The following is an 18,873-nucleotide window of genomic DNA, read 5'->3' as shown; positions in this document are numbered from 1 at the left end:
GATGTACGCCCGCGCCCCGGCGCGGACCGCATGCGCGCCGTGCAGCCCTTGCCATGCAGATGCCTTCGACTGATCCCGTGGCCGCCAGCGGTCCGCTCTCGGAATATTCGCGCTTTCAGCAGCGCCTGCACCGCCGTTATGGCGCGGAAGTGGCGCTGCTGGCGCCCGGCGTGCCCGACCGCGATGCCATGGACCGGGCCTGCGACGCCCTGCTGGCGCGCGGCCACGACCTGGGGGCGGCGCTGCGCATCCTGCGCCAGCTGGCGATGGAGCGGCTCATCACGCTCGACTGCGACCACGGCGCCCCGCTGTCCGACATCACCCGTACCGTGACCCAGCTGGCCGAGCTGGCGTTGGACCGTGCCTGCCGCCATGCCCGCGCGGAGCTGGACGCACGCCATGGTGCGCCGCTCGGCCCGCAGGGCCAGCCGGTGCAGCTGTGGATCATCGGCATGGGCAAGCTCGGCGCGCGCGAGCTCAACGTGTCGAGCGACATCGACCTGATCTACGTCTACGAGCATGACGGCGAGACCGCGGGCCTGCCCGACGGCCGGGGCAAGCTCTCCAACCACGAATACTTCGCCCGCGCCGTCAAGGCCATCTACAGCCTGGTGGGCGACACCACCGAGCACGGCTTCGTGTTCCGAGTGGACCTGGCCCTGCGGCCCAACGGCAACTCCGGCCCGTCGGCCGTCTCCCTGGCGGCGCTGGAAGAATACCTGCAGGTGCAGGGCCGCGAATGGGAGCGCTTTGCCTGGCTCAAGAGCCGCGTGGTGGCGCCGCTCGATTGCCTCTCGACGCCCAATGTGCAGGCCCTGCGCGGCGTGGTGCTGCCCTTCGTGTTCCGCCGCTATCTGGACTACAGCGTCTTTGACGCGCTGCGCGCGCTGCACCGCCAGATCCGCGACCACGCTGCCAAGCGCAGCGCCGGCCACCCCGAACGCGCCAACGACGTGAAGCTCTCGCGCGGCGGTATCCGCGAGATCGAATTCACCGTGCAGCTGCTGCAGGTGGTGCGCGGCGGCCAGTTCCCCGAGCTGCGCTGCCGCCCCACGCTGGAGGCGCTGGAGCGCCTGGCGCGCGCCGGCCTCATGCCCCAGGAAACGGCCGCGCAGCTCGCCAGCGCCTACACCTTTCTGCGCCGCGTGGAGCACCGCATCCAGTACCTGGACGACCAGCAGACCCATGTGCTGCCCACGCGCGACGACGACCTGGCCTGGATCGCCCGCAGCATGGGCCTGGGCTGCTGCGACTTTCTGCGCGAACTCGACGCCCACCGCGAACTCGTGGCCCAGGAGTTCGACACCCTGCTGGGCGGCGCGGGCCACAAGCAATGCAGCAACGGCGGCTGCGGCGGACCGCGCGCTGCCGCAGCGGCGCCCGCGCCCGATCTGGATGCGCTGCTGGAGCAGTTGCCGCCCACGGTGCGCGAGCGCGTGGCCGAATGGCGCAGCCACCCGCGCGTGCAGGGCCTGCGCGACGAGGCGCGTGCGCGCCTGTTCCGCGTGGTGCAGCGCACGGGCCGCTGGCTGGCCGAGGGCCGGGTGAACGAAGACGCCGCCGTGCGTCTGGTGGGCTGGCTGGAGCCGCTGCTGCGCCGCGAAAGCTACCTGGCGCTGCTGCTGGAGCGCCCCTCGGTGCATGAACACCTGCTGCATCTGCTGGGCGCGGCACGCTGGCCGGCGCGCTACCTGCTGCAGCATCCCGGCGTGATCGACGAGCTGGCGGGCGAGGCGCTGCTGGCCGAACGCTTCGTGGCCCCGGATTTCGAGCACGAACTGGATCTGCGCCGTACCGCGTTGCGCTCCACTGGCGAGGACGACGACGAGAACCTGCTCGACCTGCTGCGCCGCGCGCACCACGCCGAGGTCTTTCGCACACTGGCGCGCGACGTGGAGCAGCGCATCACCGTGGAGCAGGTGGCGGACGACCTCTCCGCGCTGGCCGACAGCGTGCTGCGCGTGACGGCCCAATGGTGCTGGGAGCGCCTGAAGACGCGCCACCGCGAGGCACCGCAATTCGCCATCATTGGGTACGGCAAGCTCGGCGGCAAGGAACTGGGCTACGGCAGCGACCTGGACATCGTCTTCGTGTTCGACGACGACGACGAGCGCGCCCCCGAGGTCTATCCGGCCTTCGTGCGCAAGCTCATCAACTGGCTCACGGTGAAGACCGGCGAGGGCGATTTGTTCGAGATCGACACCGCGCTGCGTCCCAACGGCAACTCCGGCCTGCTCGTGACCAGCTTCACCGCCTATGCCGACTACCAGCAGCAGCGCGGCAGCAACACGGCATGGACCTGGGAGCACCAGGCCATGACGCGCGCGCGCTTCGTGCTGGGCAGCGAAGACCTGCGGGCGCGCTTCGACGCCGTGCGCGAGGCCGTGATCACAGCACCGCGCGACCCGGCGGCCCTGCGCGCCGAGATCGTCTCCATGCGCGAACGCGTGCGCGCCGCCCATGCGGTGCGCGGCGAGGGCTTCGACGTCAAGCACAGCCCCGGCGGCATGGTCGACGCCGAGTTCGCCGTGCAGTACCTCGTGCTCTCGCAGTCCGGCGCGCACCCGGAGCTGGTGGGCAACGTGGGCAACATCGCGCTGCTGCAACGCGCTGAGGCGGCAGGCCTGCTGCCGCCCGGCGTGGGCGCCGCCGCCGCCGATGCCTACCGCGAGCTGCGCCGCGTGCAGCACAAGGCGCGGCTGAACGAGACCTCCCTGCAGGTGGCGCCGGACCAGCTGGGCGCCGAGCGCCAGGCCGTGCTGGCGCTGTGGACGGCCGTGTTCGGCGCACCGCACTGAGCCCTTCCCCTGCGGCGGCGCAGGATTAAAACAAACGTTTGATTCATTGTGGTGTAATGCGCCGCAATGACCCGCGCGCTCCCCCCATCCACCGACTCTTTCGACACCGTTTCCCCGGAGGGCGGCGCGCCTGCGCGCACCCGCCTGCTGCTGGCCGCGCTCAGGCTCTTTTCCGAGCAGGGCTACGCCAAGACCTCCATCCGCGCGATCGCGGCCGCCGCCCAGGCCAATGTGGCGGCGGTGAGCTACTACTTCGGCGACAAGGCGGCGCTCTACAGCGCCGTGTTTTCCGAGCCGCTGGGCAGCATGCATTCGCTCATCCCCGACTTCACGCACCCCGACATGTCGCTGCAGGAGGCCCTGCAGAACTACTTTCGCGGTGCGCTTGAGCCGCTCAAGCAGGGCGAGCTGATGCGCCAGTGCGTGCGCCTGCACATCCGCGAAATGATCGAACCCACGGGCCAGTGGGAGCGCGAGATGGACCGGGACGTGCGCCAGCCCCACCAGGCCCTCGTGGGGCTGCTGTGCCGCCACATGGGCATGGCGCAGGCGGACGATGGCATGCACCGCCTGGCGCTGACCATCGAAGGCCTGGTCTTCCAGCTCTGGAGCCACCGCGAGGTGATCGACGCCGTGCGTCCCCAGCTGCTGGACACGCCCGAGGCGGTCGACCTCTGGATCGAACGCATGGTGACCTACGCACTGGCCATCGTGGCCACCGAACAGGCCCTGCGCGCCGCCGACGCGCCGCCGCCTTCGCCCACCGCCGCGCGCGCGCCGCGCAGAAAGAAGACCTTGCAATGACGCCCCTCCTTCGCCGCCTGCTGCTGGCCGCGTCTCCCCTGGCATTGGGGGCCTGCGCCGTGACCACGCCGCCCCCCCAAGTGAGCGCACCGGCGCCCGCGGGCTGGCAGGCCCCGTTGCCGCACGGCGGCAGCGTGGCCGACCTCGCGCAGTGGTGGAGCCGGGTGGACGACCCGCTGCTGGTGGAGCTGATCGCCGCGGCGCAGGAGGTCAGCCCCGGCATCGCCCAGGCCCGTTCGCGCTGGGCCCAGGCGCGCGCCAGCCAGGTGGTCGCGCGCGCGGCCCTGCTGCCGGGCGTGGATGCGCAGGCCACGGCCCGCCGGGGGCTGAACGAGCAGCAGGGCGGGCTCAGCACGACGGTCCAGGGCACGCTGCAGGCCAGCTGGGAGGTGGATCTTTTCGGCGGCAATGCCGCGCAGAGCGAGGCCGCGGCGCAGCGCCTGGCCGGCGCCCAGGCCCAGTGGCACGAGGCGCGCGTGTCCGTGGCTGCCGAGGTGGCGCTGGCCTACAGCGACTGGCGCCAGTGCAAGCAGCTGCAGGCCGTGGCCGAGTCCGATGCGCGTTCGCGCAGCGAGACGGCGCGGCTGGCCGACCTGTCCGAGCAGGCGGGCTTCACCGCCCCCGCCACGGCGGCGCTGGCCCGCGCCAGCCGGGCCGAGGGCCAGGCGCGGGCCGTGCAGCAGCGCATGCAGTGCGAGGTGGGCCTCAAGGGGCTGGTGGCGCTCACGGGCTGGGACGAGTCCGCCCTGCGCGAACGCCTGTCCGCCACGCCGGATGCGCCGGCGCCCGCGGCGCTGTTCGCCATCGCCGCGCTGCCGGCCCAGGCGCTGGCGCAGCGGCCCGACGTCTACAGCGCCGAGCGCGACGTGGCCGCTGCCAGCGCCGACGTGGGCAGCGCCCGGGCCGACCGCTACCCGCGCCTGGTGCTCAGCGGCACGGTGGGCGCCGGCTGGCTGAGCATGGGCGGGCAGCAGCAGGGCGCCAACGCCTGGGCGCTGGGGCCGGCCACGCTGAGCCTGCCCATTTTCGACGCCGGCCGCCGCGCGGCGCAGGTGGATGCGGCGCAGGCGCGCTACGACGAGGCCGTGACGCTGTACCGGGCCCGCGTGCGCCAGGCCGTGAGCGAGGTGGAGCAGGCCCTGGTGCGCCTGCAGGGCGCGGCCGAGCGCAGCGCCGACGCGGACAGCGCCGCCCAGGGCTACCACATCGCCTACCAGGCGGCCGAGGCGCGCTGGCGCGGCGGCCTGGCGAGTCTGGTGGAGCTGGAAGAGGTGCGCCGCAACGCGCTGGCCGCCCAGACCACGGTGGTGACCCTGCGCCAGGAGCGCATGGCCGCCTGGGTGGCCCTGTACCGCGCCGTGGGCGGCGGCTGGGAGGCCAGCGCCCCCGGGCCCGAGGCCGCCCCGGCAGCCGTGGCCGCACGCGCCACCCCATGACAACGGTTTTTCGTACCTGACCCTATGAATGGATCTGCCATGCAGCGTCTGCAGCGACTGTCTCCCTCTTCCCTGGCCTGGGCCCTGGCGGCGGCCGGCGTTCTGGCCCTTGGCGCGTGGCTGTGGCCCGCGGGCGCATCGCGCGCCGCGGACGATCCCGCCACCGCCGCCCAGCCCCGGCCCGCGCTGGCCGTGACCACCGTGCAACCCGTGCGCGCCACCATGGCGCTGCAGCTGCCCGCCAACGGCACCGTGGCAGCGTGGCAGGAGGCCAGCATCGGCGCCGAGAGCAATGGCCTGCGCCTGACCGAGGTGCGCGTGAACGTGGGCGACGTGGTGCGCAAGGGCCAGCTGCTGGCCACCTTCTCCGACGAGACCGTGCAGGCCGACGTGGCGCAGGCCCGCGCCAGCCTGATGGAGGCCAAGAGCGCCGCCGCCGAGGCCGCCGCCAACGACGAGCGCGCGCGCACGCTGCAGGCCACGGGCGCCCTGAGCGCGCAGCAGATCCAGCAGTACGCCACGGCGGGCCAGACGGCGCAGGCCCGCGTCGAGGCCGCGCAGGCCGTGCTGCGCGTGCAGCAGCTGCGGCTGGCGCACACGCGCGTGCTGGCGCCCGACGACGGCGTCATCTCCGCGCGCAGCGCCACCGTGGGCGCCGTGCTGAGCGCGGGCACCGAGCTGTTTCGCATGGTGCGCAAGGGCCGCCTGGAGTGGCGGGCGGAGGTCACCTCCAGCGACCTGCCGCGCATCCGCCCGGGCGCCAAGGTGCGCGTGACGACCGCCAGCGGCGCCCAGGTCGAGGGCCAGGTGCGCATGCTCGCGCCCACGGTGGACCCGGCCACGCGCAACGCACTGGTCTACGTGGACCTGCCCGCGCATGCCGACATCCGCGCTGGCATGTTCGCGCGCGGCGACTTCCAGCTGGGCCAGCGCGAGGCCATCTCCGTGCCGCAGTCGGCCGTGGTGGTGCGCGACGGCTTCCACTATGTCTTCGAGGTGGCGGCGGACGGCCGCGTGGCCATGCGCCGCGTGCAGACCGGCCAGCGCAACGAGGGCCGCGTGGAGATCACCGACGGCCTGTCGCCCCAGGCGGTCGTCGTCGAGCGCGGCGGCGCCTTCCTGAACGACGGCGACCTGGTGCGCATGCCGCAGGCTGCGGCCACGCAATCCAAGCCAAAACAGCCTCCAGCGCCCTCCAATAAAGCGCAATAAGCTACAAAATTAGGAGCAACCATGAATCTGTCCGCCTGGTCGATCCGCAACCCCATTCCGGCGGCCATGCTGTTCGTGCTGCTCACGCTGGCCGGCCTGCTGTCGTTTCGCGCCATGAAGGTGCAGAACTTCCCCGACATGGACCTGCCCGTGGTCATGGTCACGGCGGCGCTGCCCGGCGCCGCGCCGGGCCAGCTCGAGTCCGACGTGGCGCGCAAGATCGAGAACGCCATCGCCTCCACGCAGGGGCTCAAGCACATCACCAGCACGCTGGTGGACGGCACGGCCACCATCGCGGCTGAGTACCAGCTCGAAAAGCCGGTGCAGGAGGCCGTGGACGACGTGCGCTCGGCCGTCTCGCGCGTGCGCGCCGACCTGCCGGCCGACCTGCGCGACCCCATCGTCACCAAGCTGGAGCTGACGGCCCAGCCCATCCTGGCCTTTGCGATCGCCTCCGACAAGCTCGACGACGAGGCGCTGTCCTGGTTCGTGGACGACACGCTCAAACGCCGCCTGCTGGCCGTGCCCGGCGTGGGCGCGGTGGACCGCGTGGGCGGCGTCACGCGCGAGGTGCGCGTGGCGCTCGACCCGCTCAAGCTGCAGGCCCTGGGCGCCACGGCGGCCGAGGTGTCGCACCAACTGCGCCAGGTGCAGCTGGAGAGCGCGGGTGGCCGCGCCGACCTGGGCGGCGCCGAACAGCCGCTGCGCACCCTGGCCACCGTGCAGACCGCGCAGGAGATCGCGGCCCTGGAGATCGCGCTGCCCGGCGGGCGCCACATCCGCCTGGACCAGGTGGCCAGCGTGAGCGACACGGTGGCCGAGCCGCGCTCCGCGGCGCTGCTGAACGACCGGCCGGTGATCGGCTTCGAGGTCGCGCGCAGCCGCGGCGCGAGCGAGGTGGAGGTGGGCGCGGGCGTGCAGAAGGCGCTGGACGAGCTGGTGGCCGCCCACCCGCACCTGCAGCTCACGCGCACGGTGGACTTCGTGGACATCGCGCAGGACGAGTACGACAGCTCCATGCAGTTGCTGTACGAGGGCGCCATCCTCGCCGTGGTGGTGGTGTGGCTGTTCCTGCGCGACTGGCGCGCGACCATCGTCTCGGCCGTGGCGCTGCCGCTGTCGGTGCTGCCGGCCTTCATCGGCATGCACCTGCTGGGCTTTTCCATCAACATCATCACGCTGCTGGCGCTGTCGCTGGTAGTGGGCATCCTGGTGGACGACGCCATCGTCGAGGTGGAGAACATCGTGCGCCACCTGCGCATGGGCAAGACGCCGTACCAGGCCGCCATGGAGGCAGCCGACGAGATCGGCCTGGCCGTGATCGCCACCACCTTCACGCTGATCGCGGTGTTCCTGCCCACGGCCTTCATGAGCGGCATCGCCGGGCGCTTCTTCAAGCAGTTCGGCTGGACGGCGGCGCTGGCGGTGTTCGCCTCGCTGGTCGTGGCACGCCTGCTCACGCCCATGATGTCGGCCTACCTGCTCAAGCCGCTGGTGGACGCCGAGAAGGAGCCGCGCTGGCTGGCGGCCTACATGACCGCCTCGCACTGGTGCCTGCGCCACCGCCGGCTCACGCTGATCGGGGCGCTGGCGTTCTTCGTCGGCTCGCTGGCGCTGATCCCGCTGCTGTCCTCGGGCTTCATCCCCCCCGACGACAACGCCCAGACCCAGGTCACGCTGGAGCTGCCACCCGGCACCCGGCTGCAGGACACGCGCGCCGCGGTCGCCCAGGCCACCGCGCTGGCCATGGGCGTGGGCCATGTGCAGAGCATCTACACCACGATCGGCGGCGGCAGCGCCGGCGCCGATCCGTTCGCCGGCGGCAGCGCCGGCGACCCGCGCAAGGCCACGCTCACGCTGCGCATGGCGCCGCGCGGCGAGCGCCCGCGCAAGCAGGAGATCGAGCAGCGCCTGCGCGCCGCCATGGCCGAGCTGCCCGGCGTGCGCGTGAAGGTGGGCCTGGGCGGCTCCAACGACAAGTACATCCTGGCCCTGTCCAGCGAAGACCCGCAGGCCCTGGCCGACGCGGCACGCGCCGTGGAGCGCGACATCCGCACCATCGCCGGCATCGGCGGCGTCAGCTCCACGGCCAGCCTGGTGCGCCCCGAGATCGCCGTGCGCCCCGACTTCGCGCGCGCCGCCGACCTGGGCGTGACCTCGCAGGCCATCGCCGAGACCCTGCGCGTGGCCACCGTGGGCGACTACGACCAGTACCTGCCCAAGCTCAACCTGGCGCAGCGGCAGGTGCCCATCGTCGTGCGCCTGCAGGATGCGGCGCGCGAGGACCTCTCGGTGCTCGAACGCCTGACCGTGCCCGGCAGCCGCGGGCCCGTGCGCCTGGGCGAGGTGGCCACGCTGTCGCTGGCCGGCGGCCCGGCCGTCATCAGCCGCTACGACCGCGCGCGCAACGTCAACTTCGAGATCGAGCTGGGCGCGCGCGGCCTGGGCGAGGTGACCGAGGCCGTGCGCCAGCTGCCCGCCGTGCAGGGCCTGCCGGCCAGCGTGCGCCTGATCGACGTGGGCGACGCCGAGATGATGGGCGAGCTGTTTGCCAGCTTCGGCCTGGCCATGCTGACCGGCGTGGTCTGCATCTACATCGTGCTGGTGCTGCTGTTCAAGGACTTCCTGCAGCCCGTCACCATCCTGGTGGCGCTGCCGCTGTCGCTGGGCGGGGCCTTCGTGGCGCTGCTGGTGGCGGGCAAGAGCTTTTCCATGCCGTCCCTCATCGGGCTCATCATGCTCATGGGCATCGCCACCAAGAACTCCATCCTGCTGGTGGAATACGCCATCACGGCGCGCCAGCGCGGCATGGAGCGGCTGCCGGCCCTGCTCGACGCCTGCCACAAGCGCGCGCGCCCCATCATCATGACCACGCTGGCCATGGGCGCGGGCATGATGCCGATCGCGCTGGCGCTGGGCGGCGCGGACATGAGCTTCCGCTCCCCCATGGCCGTGGCCGTCATCGGCGGGCTCATCACCTCCACCGTGCTCAGCCTGCTGGTGGTGCCCGCCGTCTTCACCTATGTGGACGACTTCGTGCAGTGGCTGCGCCGCCGCGTGCTGCGCCGGCCCGCCGCCCAGCCGGGTACCAACCACGACAGCCCCCCCGCGGCCGGCTGAGAGGGAATTTTCCAGGCATTTTGGCCTGCAGCGCCCGTCCACAAAGCGCCAAAAGCTATATATTTGATAGCAAATGACGCAGCAAGGACGGGCGCCATAACGCAACAAGATGAAACCCATGCTGCAGGCATGGCCGATAGCCAAAGCCTTTGGACTTGCCCGGCCGCCATGGTCCAATGTGCAGCCCTTCACGATTGCCGCACCCCTCCGGTCTGCCATGCCGCGCCCCACCCTGCCGCTGATCGCGTGTGCCCTGCTGCTGCTCGGCCCCGCCACGCATGCCGCACCCGGCACGGAAGCCTCCACGAACACCGGCGCCAGCGCGTGCCCCGCGCTGCTGCAGCACACCGTGGCGCGCCTGCAGGACGAGGCGCCCCAGGCCCTGTGCCAGTACGCCGGCAAGGTGCTGCTGGTGGTCAACACGGCCAGCTACTGCGGCTTTACCGGGCAGTACCAGGGCCTGGAAGACCTGTACGCCCGCTACCGCGACAAGGGGCTGGTGGTGCTGGGTTTCCCGTCCAACGACTTTGCACAAGAAACTGGCAGTAACACCGAGATCGCCGCATTCTGCGAAAACACGTTTGGCGTGCGTTTTCCGATGTTTGCCAAGAGCCATGTGAAGGGCGCCGACGCCTCGCCGCTGTACCGCCAGCTGGCGGCCGCAGCAAACGGACAGGCCCCGCGCTGGAACTTCCACAAGTACCTGGTCGGCCGCTCCGGCCAGGTGGTGGGCAGCTACGGCAGTTCGGTGGCACCGGACAGCGCGGCGCTGGTCCAGGCCATCGAGCGGCAGTTGGCCCTGCCGCGCTGAGCGCATGCCGCAGGCGTGATTTTTTTGTGAAAAAGGACTGGAACTTTCGCCGAACACCCCTAATCTAGGAGTCATGCGTGGCCGTGACAGTGTCGCGGCCGTTGGTCACCACAAGTTTTACCGTTGCGAAGTCTTCCGGGCCTGCCCGGTTGCAACCCTGGGGCGCTTCTCCTCCCTCCCTCTCTTAATTCGTTTCGGGGCGCTTCGCAACTTTTTTTATTCCGCAGCAAAAAGCGCGCACTTCCTCACGGAAGGCGCGCTTTTTTGTGGCGCGTGCCGGTTCGGCTCAGCGCGGCTGGGTGTCAATGAAGCTCTGGCGCTGCATCAGCTTGTCCATCAACCGGGCCAGGTTGGGATGGTCGGTACGCCAGTCGATCTGCGGGAAGCGAAATTCCAGCCAGCCCAGGGCGCTGCCCACGGCGATGTCCGACAGGCTCAGGTGGATGCCGCTGCAAAAGGGCTTGTCGCCCAGGCCGCGGTCCATGGCCTGCAGGCTGGCACGCACCTTGTCCATCTGGCGGTCGATCCAGGCCTGGCTGCGCTCGCCGTCCTTGCGGCCGGCCCAGGTGGCCTCCAGCCGCGCGAGCACAGCGGCGTCCAGCAGGCCGTCGGCCAGCGCCTCCCAGGTCTTGACCTCGGCGCGCTCGCGGCCCTGCGCGGGGATCAGCTTGCCCACGGGGGACAGGGTATCCAGGTACTCCACGATCACGCGCGAGTCGAACACCGCCTCGCCGCCCTCCATCACCAGGCAGGGCACCTTGCCCAGCGGGTTGGAGACACCGATGGCTGTGTCCTCGGACCACACGTTTTCCTCGTGGAAGCGGTAGTCCAGCTTCTTTTCGGCCATCACCACGCGCACCTTGCGCACATAGGGGCTGGAAGCAGATCCGATCAGTTTCATGGTTGCCTTTGTTCCGCCTGCGGCGGCCAGGGTCACTCGATTCAATGGGGCGGCCGATTCTATCGGCAGCCCTTCGCCGCCGCCGGCCAAGGGCTGCCACCTACAATTGCGCCCCATGAGCCTGTCCACCATCACCGCCCTGTCGCCCCTCGACGGCCGCTACGCCGCCAAACTCTCCGCCCTGCGCCCCATCATGAGCGAGCACGGCTACATGCACCGCCGCGTGCAGGTCGAGGTGGCTTGGTTCATCGCGCTGTCGGACGCAGGCTTTGCCGAGTTCAAGCCCCTGAGCACCGGCGCGCGCGCCTACCTGCTGGGCCTGGTGAAGCATTTCTCCGAGGCCGATTCCGCCGCCATCAAGGACATCGAGAAGACCACCAACCACGACGTGAAGGCGGTGGAGTACTGGATCAAGTCCAAGTTCGAGGCCCGCCCCGAACTGGAGAAGGCCGCCGAGTTCGTGCACTTCGCCTGCACCAGCGAGGACATCAACAACACCAGCCACGCGCTGCAGATCCGCTCGGGCCGCGACCAGGTCATCCTGCCGGGCTTGGACCGCATCGTGCTCAAGCTGCGCGAGATGGCCCACCAGTTCGCCGACGTGCCCATGCTCAGCCGCACGCACGGCCAGACCGCCAGCCCCACCACCGTGGGCAAGGAGCTGGCCAACGTGGTGGTGCGTCTGCAGACGGCGGTGGACCGCATCGCGGCAGTGAAGATCCTGGGCAAGATGAACGGCGCCGTGGGCAACTACAACGCCCACCTGGCCGCCTGCCCCGACTTCGACTGGGAGGCCTTCAGCAAGAAGGTCGTGGAAACGCACGAGCCCCTGGGCCTGGGCCTGACCTTCCAGCCCTACAGCATCCAGATCGAGCCGCACGACTATATGGCCGAGCTGTTCGACGCCGTGGCCCGCGCCAACACCATCCTGGTGGACCTGTCGCGCGACATCTGGGGCTATGTGAGCCTGGGCTACTTCAAGCAAAAGCTCAAGGCGGGCGAGATCGGCTCGTCCACCATGCCGCACAAGGTCAACCCCATCGACTTCGAGAACGCCGAGGGCAACCTGGGCCTGGCCAACGCCCTGCTCAAGCACCTGTCGGAAAAGCTGCCCGTGAGCCGCTGGCAGCGCGACCTGACGGACAGCACGGTGCTGCGCAACATCGGCGTGGCCCTGGGCTACGCGGCGCTGGCCTACACCTCCCTGATGACCGGCCTGAACAAGCTGGAACTCAACGAAGAGGCCCTGGCCGCCGACCTGGACGCCAGCTGGGAAGTGCTGGCCGAGCCCATCCAGACCGTCATGCGACGCTACGGCGTGCAGGGCGCGTATGAAAAGCTCAAGGAAGTCACGCGCGGCAAGACGGTGACGGCCGAGGCGCTGCACGCCCTCATCCACGGCCTGGAGATCCCCCAGGCCGACAAGGACCGCCTGCTGGCCATGACGCCCGGCAGCTACACCGGCAAGGCCGCCGAGCTGGCGCGCCGGGTCTGAGCCCTCGCGCCGCCGTGCACGACGCCGCACACTCCCGCAGCAACAACTTCGACGCGCTGCGGCTCGTCGCCGCCCTGCTCGTCATCTGGGGTCACCAGTTTGCGATCATGGGACGGCCCGTACCGCTGATGTGGCACAACGAACCGGGAGCCGTCGGCGTGGTGCTGTTCTTCGCCATCAGTGGCTACCTGGTCACTATCTCCTGGCTGGCCGATCCGCATCTGCTGCGCTTTGCGGCGCGTCGCGCGCTGCGTATCTGGCCCGGGCTGTGCGCCGCCGTGCTGCTGTGCGTCGCACTGCTGGGCCCCCTGGTGAGTACGCTGCCCGCTGCCGACTACTGGCGCCATCCGCTCACGCGGGAGTATTTCGCCAACCTGTGGCTGGATACGCGCTACGCACTCCCCGGTGTGTTTGACGGCAACCCGTTTCCCTCGTCGGTCAATGGGCCGCTGTGGACGATCCCGCTGGAGGTGACCTGCTACGCCGCCCTGGCCGTACTGGGCATGCTGGGTCTTGTGCGCCTGCGCCCCTTCGCCCCGATCCTGCTGCTGACGCTGGCGGTCGCGCTGCAGTGGCGCTACAGCCCGCCACCGGGCCAGCCTATGCCCGCTTGGTCCCCGTTGCTCCAGTACGCCATGATGTTTGCGCTCGGCGCCAGCCTGGCTTGCTGGCGCGCAGTATGGCTACCACGACGCCTGCAGACAGCAGCGATGCTGGTGGCGCTGCTGTTGCTGCTGCGCCTGGCGGGCCCGGCCGTCATCGCCGGCCAGGTGCCGCTGCTCATCATTGCCACGCTGGGCGTGATCTGGGGAACGGCCTCCACCCCGGTGCTGCACCGTGCGGGGCGATGGGGAGACTTCTCCTACGGCCTCTACATCTACGCCTTTCCCGTGCAGCAGCTCATTGTCTGGGCCTATGCCAACCAATGGGGCTTTGCCACGGCCCTGAGCCTGAGCATTGCCGGCGCGCTGCTGCTGGCCGCCCTGTCCTGGCACCTGCTGGAAAAGCCGGCCCTTGCGTTCAAGCCGCGCCGTGCTAACCCCGCAGGGGCTGCCGTCGTCGCCTGAGCCGCCGCACGCCCTTATCCACTCCCCTTTCCATGGCCCTCAAATCCACCATCTTCAAGGCGCATCTGTCGATCGCCGACATCGACCACGGCTACTACGCCGACCATGCGCTCACGCTGGCGCGCCACCCGAGCGAAACCGACGAGCGCATGATGGTGCGCCTGGTCGCGCTGGCGCTGCAGGCCCATGAGCTGCAGGACACCTGCCACGGCGACGGCACGCTGGCCTTCGGCGCGGGCCTGTCCGACCCCGACGACCCCGATGCCTCGCTGACCGACTTCACGGGCCGCAAGCGCCTGTGGATTGAGGTCGGCCAGCCCGAGGACAAGCCCCTGGCCAAGGCCTGCAGCAAGGCGGATGCCGTGGTGGTGTACTGCTTCCACCACGCGGCCGAGGTCTGGTGGAAGGGCATCGAGAACAAGCTCACGCGCCTGGACAAGCTGGCGGTCTGGCGCCTGCCCACCGACGCGGCGCAGCAGCTCGCCACCCTGGCCGAGCGCAGCATGCAGCTGCAGGCCACAGTGCAGGAGGGCGGCCTCACGCTCAGCAGCAACCTGGGCAGCGTGCATGTGGAGCCGCTGCGCTGGAAATAGGCGCGCGGCCTGCCGTTTGATACAAAAACGGACCCTAGCGCCCTTGTATCAAACGCAAGCAGCTATTAAATAGATAGCAAACTCACTGCGGCATCAGCGCGCCGCAGTTCCAGCACTGCTCGAAACCGCCCTCGATGGATTCGCCGCACGCGTGGCAGTGCCACTGGCGCTGGGGCAGGCGTTCGTATTCGCGCAGCAGTGCGCGGGCGCGCTCGGCGTGCTCCTCGTGCGCCAGCCAGATCTCCGGCAGGCATTCACCGGGCGGCAGGTGACCGGCGGCCGCGCCCAGATGCTGGCGCTGCACGCTGGCGGGCATGCCGGCCTCGCACAGCAGGTCGCTCCAGAGCGTGGCGATGGCGATGTTGGGGGCCTGGGTCAGACGCAGCATGCGCCCACCATAGCCGTGGCGCGCGCCGCCGTAAAGCAGGCCGGCGCACTCAGGCCGTGCTGTCGACCGGCACCGCCCCTTCGGCCGGCCGCTCCGCCGCCCGCTCGGCGTAGCGCGTGAAGCGCAGAGCCGTGCCCTCGCCGGTGATGCGCCGCCACACGGCGCGCTTCTCGGCTGGGCCCATGGCCAGCCAGTGCTGCACCTCGGCAAAGCTGCGCCCGCAGCCCTTGCACCAATCGTCGCCCTGGCTGGTAGAGCAGATGGCGATGCACGGCGTGTCGGGCGTGGTCTCGTACCAGGCCAGCCATGCGGCCAGGGCCAGCGGCCCGAGCTGCCGCTCGGCGATCTCGTCGGCGCGCGCGAACACCATGCGCCCATACACCTCGGCCAGCGCCACGAGTTCGGGCGCCAGCGCCACCCCGTCGGGCGAGGGAGTGCGCGCGCGCCAGTGGTTGATGGCGGCCTCGATGTCGGTGATGTGGATGGCGACGGTCATGGGCTGAAGAAAGGAGGCGGCATGATAGTCCGCCCTCCGCCGCCCCTGCCGCATCCGCGGTTATGCCTTATTGGCTTTTGCCGGCATCTTGCTTTGCGGGGGATCAGGAACTGTGTTCAAATCGCGCCCTTCAAGGGGGAGTAGCTCCCCGTGGGCAGGCGGCCTTTCCTCGGGGTCGCGTGCCGACGGATGCCAGGTCGTCAAGACGAAGCCATGCGCTTCCGGCCTGCCAGGCGCGGTCATTACCGCCGCCGAGCAAGACCTTTGGGCCACTGGCAACCCATGGTCGGCTCAAGGCGCTTCCCACCTTCCTGCAAACAGGCGGACAGGCAGGCGCCCCCACCTTCCAGAGTGCCCGGTATTTTGAACGCGGCCAGCTCCCCCGAGCCGGCATTCGACAACAAGGTATTCGCAACATGGATTTGGACTTTCTCACCCACACGCCGTTCTGGATCGCCCTGGGGCAGATCATCATCATCGACATCCTGCTAGGTGGCGACAACGCGGTCGTGATCGCGCTGGCCTGCCGCAGGCTGCCACCGGCCCAGCGCGCCAAGGGCATCATCTGGGGCACGGCGGGCGCCATCATCCTGCGCGTCGTCCTCATCATCTTCGCCATGACGCTGCTGAACCTGCCGTTCCTGAAGGTGGTGGGCGCGCTGCTGCTGCTGTGGATCGGCGTGAAGCTGATCGCACCCGACGAGGACGGGCATGGCGACATCGCCGAGAGCGACAAGCTGCTGGCCGCCATCAAGACCATCATCGTGGCCGACCTGGTGATGAGCGTGGACAACGTGATCGCCATCGCCGGCGCCGCGCAAAGCTCGGGCGAGCACTCGACCCTGCTGGTGGTGCTGGGCCTGCTGATCTCCATCCCCATCATCGTCTGGGGCTCGCAGCTGGTCATCAAGCTCATGGAGCGCTTCCCGTTCATCATCACGGCCGGCGGCATGCTGCTGGGCTGGATTGCCGGGGGCATGCTGGTGACCGACCCCGTGTTCGTGAACCCCGACAAATGGCAGTGGATGCCCAAGCTCGGCACCGTGGACGCGCAGGGCCTGGCGGTGATTTCGCGCACGCTGTACTGGACCGCTCACATCGGCGGCGCGCTGCTCGTGCTGGCCATCGGCAAGGCCATCATGGCCCAGCGCGGCCAGACCGCGCCCGCACAGCACGGCTGACCCCGCGCGCCACAGGCACTTGACGCACCGGCCCGGGGCCACAGGCCCCGGCGCCCCAGGAGAGCCGCCATGGACAAAATCATCGTGTACGTGGACGATGCCGCCCACGCGCAGCAGACCCTCCAGCCCCTGGCGGCGCGCGCCACGGCCGCCACGACCCACTGGGTGCTGGTGGCCTGCGCGCCGCGCATGACCCACCGCATCAGCAAATGGGTGAGCCACAGCGCGCGCGAGAACTGGCGCGCCAAATGGGCCGACAAGCTCTTCGCGCAGCTGCTGCCCTGGCTGGGCGCCACCGGCTGCACCGTGAGCACGGTGATGGCCAAGGTGCCGCTGCCAGACCTGCTGGCCCAGCTCCAGACCGAACATGGCGCCCACACCCCGGTGGTGGATGCACGCCGGCCCAAGCTGGAGCAGGAGGCGGTGCCGAATGCTTCGGCCCCAGCCGCGGCAGCGCCCGTCATCATCCGCAAGGCCCCGCGCCGCTGGTCCGTGCCCGGATCGCTCTCCGGCCTGGGCCTGCTGTTCATACTGGCGGCCGACTGATCCGCCGCCCGGGCGACCCCGGCCCTAAGGCGCCTGCCCAACCAGCCCGCCGCGCACCGTACAGGCGCCCGGCGGGCTTTTTTCCGCCCTGCCGCCGCCGCAGGCCGGTGCTATGCTGCGCGCCATGCGACTACTGCTCAAATGGCTGCTGAGTGCGGCCGCCCTGCTGTGCGTGGCCTATCTCTACAGCGGCGTGGAGGTCAAGAGCTTTGGCGCCGCCATGCTGGCCGCCTTCGTCATCGGCCTGTTCAACGTGGTGCTGCGCCCCGTGCTGGTGATCCTCACGCTGCCGGTGACCATCGTCACCGTCGGGCTGTTTCTCTTCGTCATCAACGCGCTCATGTTCTGGGCCGCCGCCTCGGTGCTGGGCGACGGTTTCCATGTGCACGGCTTCGCCGCGGCGCTGATCGGCTCGCTGATCTACTCGCTGCTGGGCCTGGTCATCGAATCAGCGCTCGGCGGCCTGTTCCTTCAGAAGTGACTCCATGGCGCGCAGCCGGGTGTCGATGATCGACGCCTCGATGTAGTCGGCCGCCGCGCTGCTGCGCCGCGCCAGATCCTGCCCGGCCTTGAAGCGGTCCACCGCCGCGGCATAGTCGTAGCGCGCGGCCTGGGCCTCGGCCTCGGCGCGCACGGCGCGCAGCGGCTGCTGGCTCTGCTGCCACACCTGCGCCAACGCCTGCCACGCGGCCGCATCACGCGGGTGCGTGGCCACCCAGGTCTGCAGCGGCCCCGCCATGTCGGCGGCCGCACCCGTGCGCAGCAGCGCCTGCGTGCGCAGCAGCATCTCGGGCCGACCCTTGGCCGCCTGTGCGCCGCCCGGCGGCCTGCCCGCCTCCGCCACCACGCTGCCCTGCAGGTACGACAGGGCGGCCGGTGCATCGCCCGCCGCCAGCTCCAGCTCGGCCCCCAGTAGGCGCACTTGGCGCGCCGCGGCCGGGTCGTCGCGCACCGCATCGCGCAGCCCGCGCAGGGCCTTGCGCGCGGTCGCCATGTCGCCCAGCTGCACGGCGCTCAGCGTGGCCGCATACCAGGCCGCCGCACGCTGCGGCGCGGGCCGCACGGCAAAGCCCGCGTCCTGCGGCTCTGCCACCCACTGGCGCCAGGCGTCCACGCCCGGGCGCATCAGCACACGCGCGCGTGCGGCCATCATCAGGTGTTCCGTCGTGGCCGGCGCGGGCGCCGCGGCGCCCTGCGGGATGCGGCTGTGCATGTCGGCGATGCGCTGCGTGGTCAGCGGGTGGCTGCGCAGATAGGGCCAGCTGCCGTTGTCGTTGATGCGGTTGGCCTGCTGCAGCTTGTCGAACATGCTCACGAAGCCCTGGGGCGCGAAGCCCGCGGGCTCCATCAGGCCGTAACCCACGCGGTCGGCCTCGCGCTCCATGTCGCGCGAGAAGTTGAGCTGGTTCTGCACCGCCAGCGCCTGCCCGCCCACCATCAGCGCCTGCGCCGCATCGGGGCTGCGGCTGGCCGCCAGTGCGCCCAGGATCAGCGCCCCCAGCATCAGCGGCGTCTGCCGGCCCTGCTGGGCGATCAGGCGCGAGATGTGGCGCTGGGTCACATGGCTGAGCTCGTGCGCAAGCACCGACGCCAGCTCGTCGCGCGTGCTCACCACGCCGATCAGCCCCAGGTGCACGCCGAAATAGCCGCCGGGCAGCGCGAACGCGTTCACCGAGCGGTCGCGGCCGAGCAGGATCTCCCACGCGAAGCGCTCCTCCAGCTCGGGCGACAGCTCGCCACGCGCCTTGGCGGCCTGCACCAGGGGCAGGAACAGGCCCCGCACATATTCGCTGAGCACCGCGTCGTCGATGTAATCCGGGTCGCGGTACAGCTCGCGGATGATGCGGTCGCCCAGCTTGCGCTCGGCGCTGGTCGTCAGCTCCAGGCCGTCACCCAGAGTAGGCAACGCAGGCTGCGCCAGGGCAACGGGCGCCTGGGCCGCGCCACACGCTATCAAAATAGAAGCTGCTAGCGCTTTACCCATAAGCGCTAGAGGCCGATTTTTCTTGAAACTTTGCACGCAAC

General features: G+C 70.4%; 16 protein-coding genes. 12 read left to right on the top strand and 4 right to left on the bottom strand.

The annotated features are described in order from the left end of the window. Window positions 1–53: 53 nt before the first annotated feature. The 6 genes from glnE (at window position 54) to BP68_RS04025 (ending at window position 10,181) form a co-directional block, all read left to right on the top strand. Window positions 54–2,798: a bifunctional [glutamate--ammonia ligase]-adenylyl-L-tyrosine phosphorylase/[glutamate--ammonia-ligase] adenylyltransferase gene (glnE, locus tag BP68_RS04050; protein WP_496369331.1), complete on the top strand. Its 2,745-nt coding sequence runs from the start codon at window positions 54–56 to the stop codon at window positions 2,796–2,798. A 66-nt stretch (window positions 2,799–2,864) separates the two neighbouring features. Continuing rightward, window positions 2,865–3,602: a CerR family C-terminal domain-containing protein gene (locus BP68_RS04045; RefSeq protein ID WP_496369330.1), complete on the top strand. Its 738-nt coding sequence runs from the start codon at window positions 2,865–2,867 to the stop codon at window positions 3,600–3,602. After that, window positions 3,599–5,038, top strand: a complete 1,440-nt coding sequence (locus BP68_RS04040) for an efflux transporter outer membrane subunit (protein ID WP_496369329.1) — start codon at window positions 3,599–3,601, stop codon at window positions 5,036–5,038. Before BP68_RS04045 ends, BP68_RS04040 begins: the two co-directional genes overlap by 4 nt. A gap of 39 nt (window positions 5,039–5,077) precedes the next feature. Next, entirely contained in the window at window positions 5,078–6,250 is a 1,173-nt protein-coding gene (locus BP68_RS04035; RefSeq protein ID WP_496369328.1) for an efflux RND transporter periplasmic adaptor subunit, read from the top strand. A gap of 21 nt (window positions 6,251–6,271) precedes the next feature. Next, window positions 6,272–9,370, top strand: coding sequence for an efflux RND transporter permease subunit (locus tag BP68_RS04030; protein WP_496369327.1), 3,099 nt, complete (start codon window positions 6,272–6,274; stop codon window positions 9,368–9,370). A gap of 217 nt (window positions 9,371–9,587) precedes the next feature. Beyond that, window positions 9,588–10,181, top strand: coding sequence for a glutathione peroxidase (locus BP68_RS04025; RefSeq protein WP_496369326.1), 594 nt, complete (start codon window positions 9,588–9,590; stop codon window positions 10,179–10,181). Window positions 10,182–10,467: 286 nt separating this feature from the next. Here the strand turns inward: BP68_RS04025 and BP68_RS04020 are convergent, their stop codons facing one another. Next, entirely contained in the window at window positions 10,468–11,082 is a 615-nt protein-coding gene (locus BP68_RS04020) for a glutathione S-transferase family protein (RefSeq protein ID WP_496369325.1), read from the bottom strand. 115 nt (window positions 11,083–11,197) lie between these two features. Between BP68_RS04020 and purB the strand changes: the two genes are divergently transcribed. Genes purB through BP68_RS04005 form a run of 3 tightly spaced genes read left to right on the top strand, consistent with a single transcriptional unit; the run spans window position 11,198 to window position 14,237 of the window. Next, window positions 11,198–12,577: an adenylosuccinate lyase gene (gene purB, locus BP68_RS04015; RefSeq protein ID WP_496369324.1), complete on the top strand. Its 1,380-nt coding sequence runs from the start codon at window positions 11,198–11,200 to the stop codon at window positions 12,575–12,577. A gap of 14 nt (window positions 12,578–12,591) precedes the next feature. Continuing rightward, entirely contained in the window at window positions 12,592–13,644 is a 1,053-nt protein-coding gene (locus tag BP68_RS04010) for an acyltransferase family protein (protein ID WP_496369323.1), read from the top strand. Between the two features lie 32 nt (window positions 13,645–13,676). Then, a complete protein-coding gene (locus BP68_RS04005; RefSeq protein ID WP_496369322.1) occupies window positions 13,677–14,237 on the top strand; it encodes a YaeQ family protein in 561 nt (186 codons plus the stop codon). 82 nt (window positions 14,238–14,319) lie between these two features. Here BP68_RS04005 and BP68_RS04000 read toward each other — a convergent pair whose 3' ends face one another. Both BP68_RS04000 and BP68_RS03995 read right to left on the bottom strand, forming a co-directional pair. After that, window positions 14,320–14,625, bottom strand: coding sequence for a putative signal transducing protein (locus BP68_RS04000; RefSeq protein WP_496369321.1), 306 nt, complete (start codon window positions 14,623–14,625; stop codon window positions 14,320–14,322). A gap of 49 nt (window positions 14,626–14,674) precedes the next feature. Further along, window positions 14,675–15,121, bottom strand: coding sequence for a DUF3717 domain-containing protein (locus tag BP68_RS03995; RefSeq protein WP_496369320.1), 447 nt, complete (start codon window positions 15,119–15,121; stop codon window positions 14,675–14,677). 416 nt (window positions 15,122–15,537) lie between these two features. On the opposite strand from BP68_RS03995, the gene BP68_RS03990 reads away from it, so the two are divergent. The 3 genes from BP68_RS03990 (at window position 15,538) to BP68_RS03980 (ending at window position 17,329) form a co-directional block, all read left to right on the top strand. Next, window positions 15,538–16,302, top strand: coding sequence for a TerC family protein (locus tag BP68_RS03990; protein ID WP_496369319.1), 765 nt, complete (start codon window positions 15,538–15,540; stop codon window positions 16,300–16,302). A 69-nt stretch (window positions 16,303–16,371) separates the two neighbouring features. After that, window positions 16,372–16,848, top strand: a complete 477-nt coding sequence (locus tag BP68_RS03985; protein ID WP_496369318.1) for a hypothetical protein — start codon at window positions 16,372–16,374, stop codon at window positions 16,846–16,848. A gap of 124 nt (window positions 16,849–16,972) precedes the next feature. Beyond that, window positions 16,973–17,329, top strand: a complete 357-nt coding sequence (locus BP68_RS03980) for a phage holin family protein (protein WP_496369317.1) — start codon at window positions 16,973–16,975, stop codon at window positions 17,327–17,329. Here BP68_RS03980 and BP68_RS03975 read toward each other — a convergent pair. Beyond that, a complete protein-coding gene (locus BP68_RS03975; protein ID WP_496369316.1) occupies window positions 17,297–18,832 on the bottom strand; it encodes a M48 family metalloprotease in 1,536 nt (511 codons plus the stop codon). The genes BP68_RS03980 and BP68_RS03975 overlap by 33 nt on opposite strands. Window positions 18,833–18,873: the final 41 nt, after the last annotated feature.

It is taken from the genome of Diaphorobacter oryzae DSM 22780, assembly GCF_059568935.1.
Note: the sequence above shows the minus strand (reverse complement) of the source record. Positions and strands in the feature narration are given on the sequence as shown.

Coding starts and splice junctions, on each gene's coding strand:
- glnE (WP_496369331.1), top strand. CDS start 54: ATGCAGATGCCTTCGACTGATCCCGTGGCCGCCAGCGGTCCGCTCTCG.
- BP68_RS04000 (WP_496369321.1), bottom strand. CDS start 14,625: ATGCTGCGTCTGACCCAGGCCCCCAACATCGCCATCGCCACGCTCTGG.
- BP68_RS04005 (WP_496369322.1), top strand. CDS start 13,677: ATGGCCCTCAAATCCACCATCTTCAAGGCGCATCTGTCGATCGCCGAC.
- BP68_RS03995 (WP_496369320.1), bottom strand. CDS start 15,121: ATGACCGTCGCCATCCACATCACCGACATCGAGGCCGCCATCAACCAC.
- BP68_RS04035 (WP_496369328.1), top strand. CDS start 5,078: ATGCAGCGTCTGCAGCGACTGTCTCCCTCTTCCCTGGCCTGGGCCCTG.
- BP68_RS04040 (WP_496369329.1), top strand. CDS start 3,599: ATGACGCCCCTCCTTCGCCGCCTGCTGCTGGCCGCGTCTCCCCTGGCA.
- purB (WP_496369324.1), top strand. CDS start 11,198: ATGAGCCTGTCCACCATCACCGCCCTGTCGCCCCTCGACGGCCGCTAC.
- BP68_RS03990 (WP_496369319.1), top strand. CDS start 15,538: ATGGATTTGGACTTTCTCACCCACACGCCGTTCTGGATCGCCCTGGGG.
- BP68_RS04020 (WP_496369325.1), bottom strand. CDS start 11,082: ATGAAACTGATCGGATCTGCTTCCAGCCCCTATGTGCGCAAGGTGCGC.
- BP68_RS03975 (WP_496369316.1), bottom strand. CDS start 18,832: ATGGGTAAAGCGCTAGCAGCTTCTATTTTGATAGCGTGTGGCGCGGCC.
- BP68_RS03985 (WP_496369318.1), top strand. CDS start 16,372: ATGGACAAAATCATCGTGTACGTGGACGATGCCGCCCACGCGCAGCAG.
- BP68_RS04030 (WP_496369327.1), top strand. CDS start 6,272: ATGAATCTGTCCGCCTGGTCGATCCGCAACCCCATTCCGGCGGCCATG.
- BP68_RS04025 (WP_496369326.1), top strand. CDS start 9,588: ATGCCGCGCCCCACCCTGCCGCTGATCGCGTGTGCCCTGCTGCTGCTC.
- BP68_RS03980 (WP_496369317.1), top strand. CDS start 16,973: ATGCGACTACTGCTCAAATGGCTGCTGAGTGCGGCCGCCCTGCTGTGC.
- BP68_RS04045 (WP_496369330.1), top strand. CDS start 2,865: ATGACCCGCGCGCTCCCCCCATCCACCGACTCTTTCGACACCGTTTCC.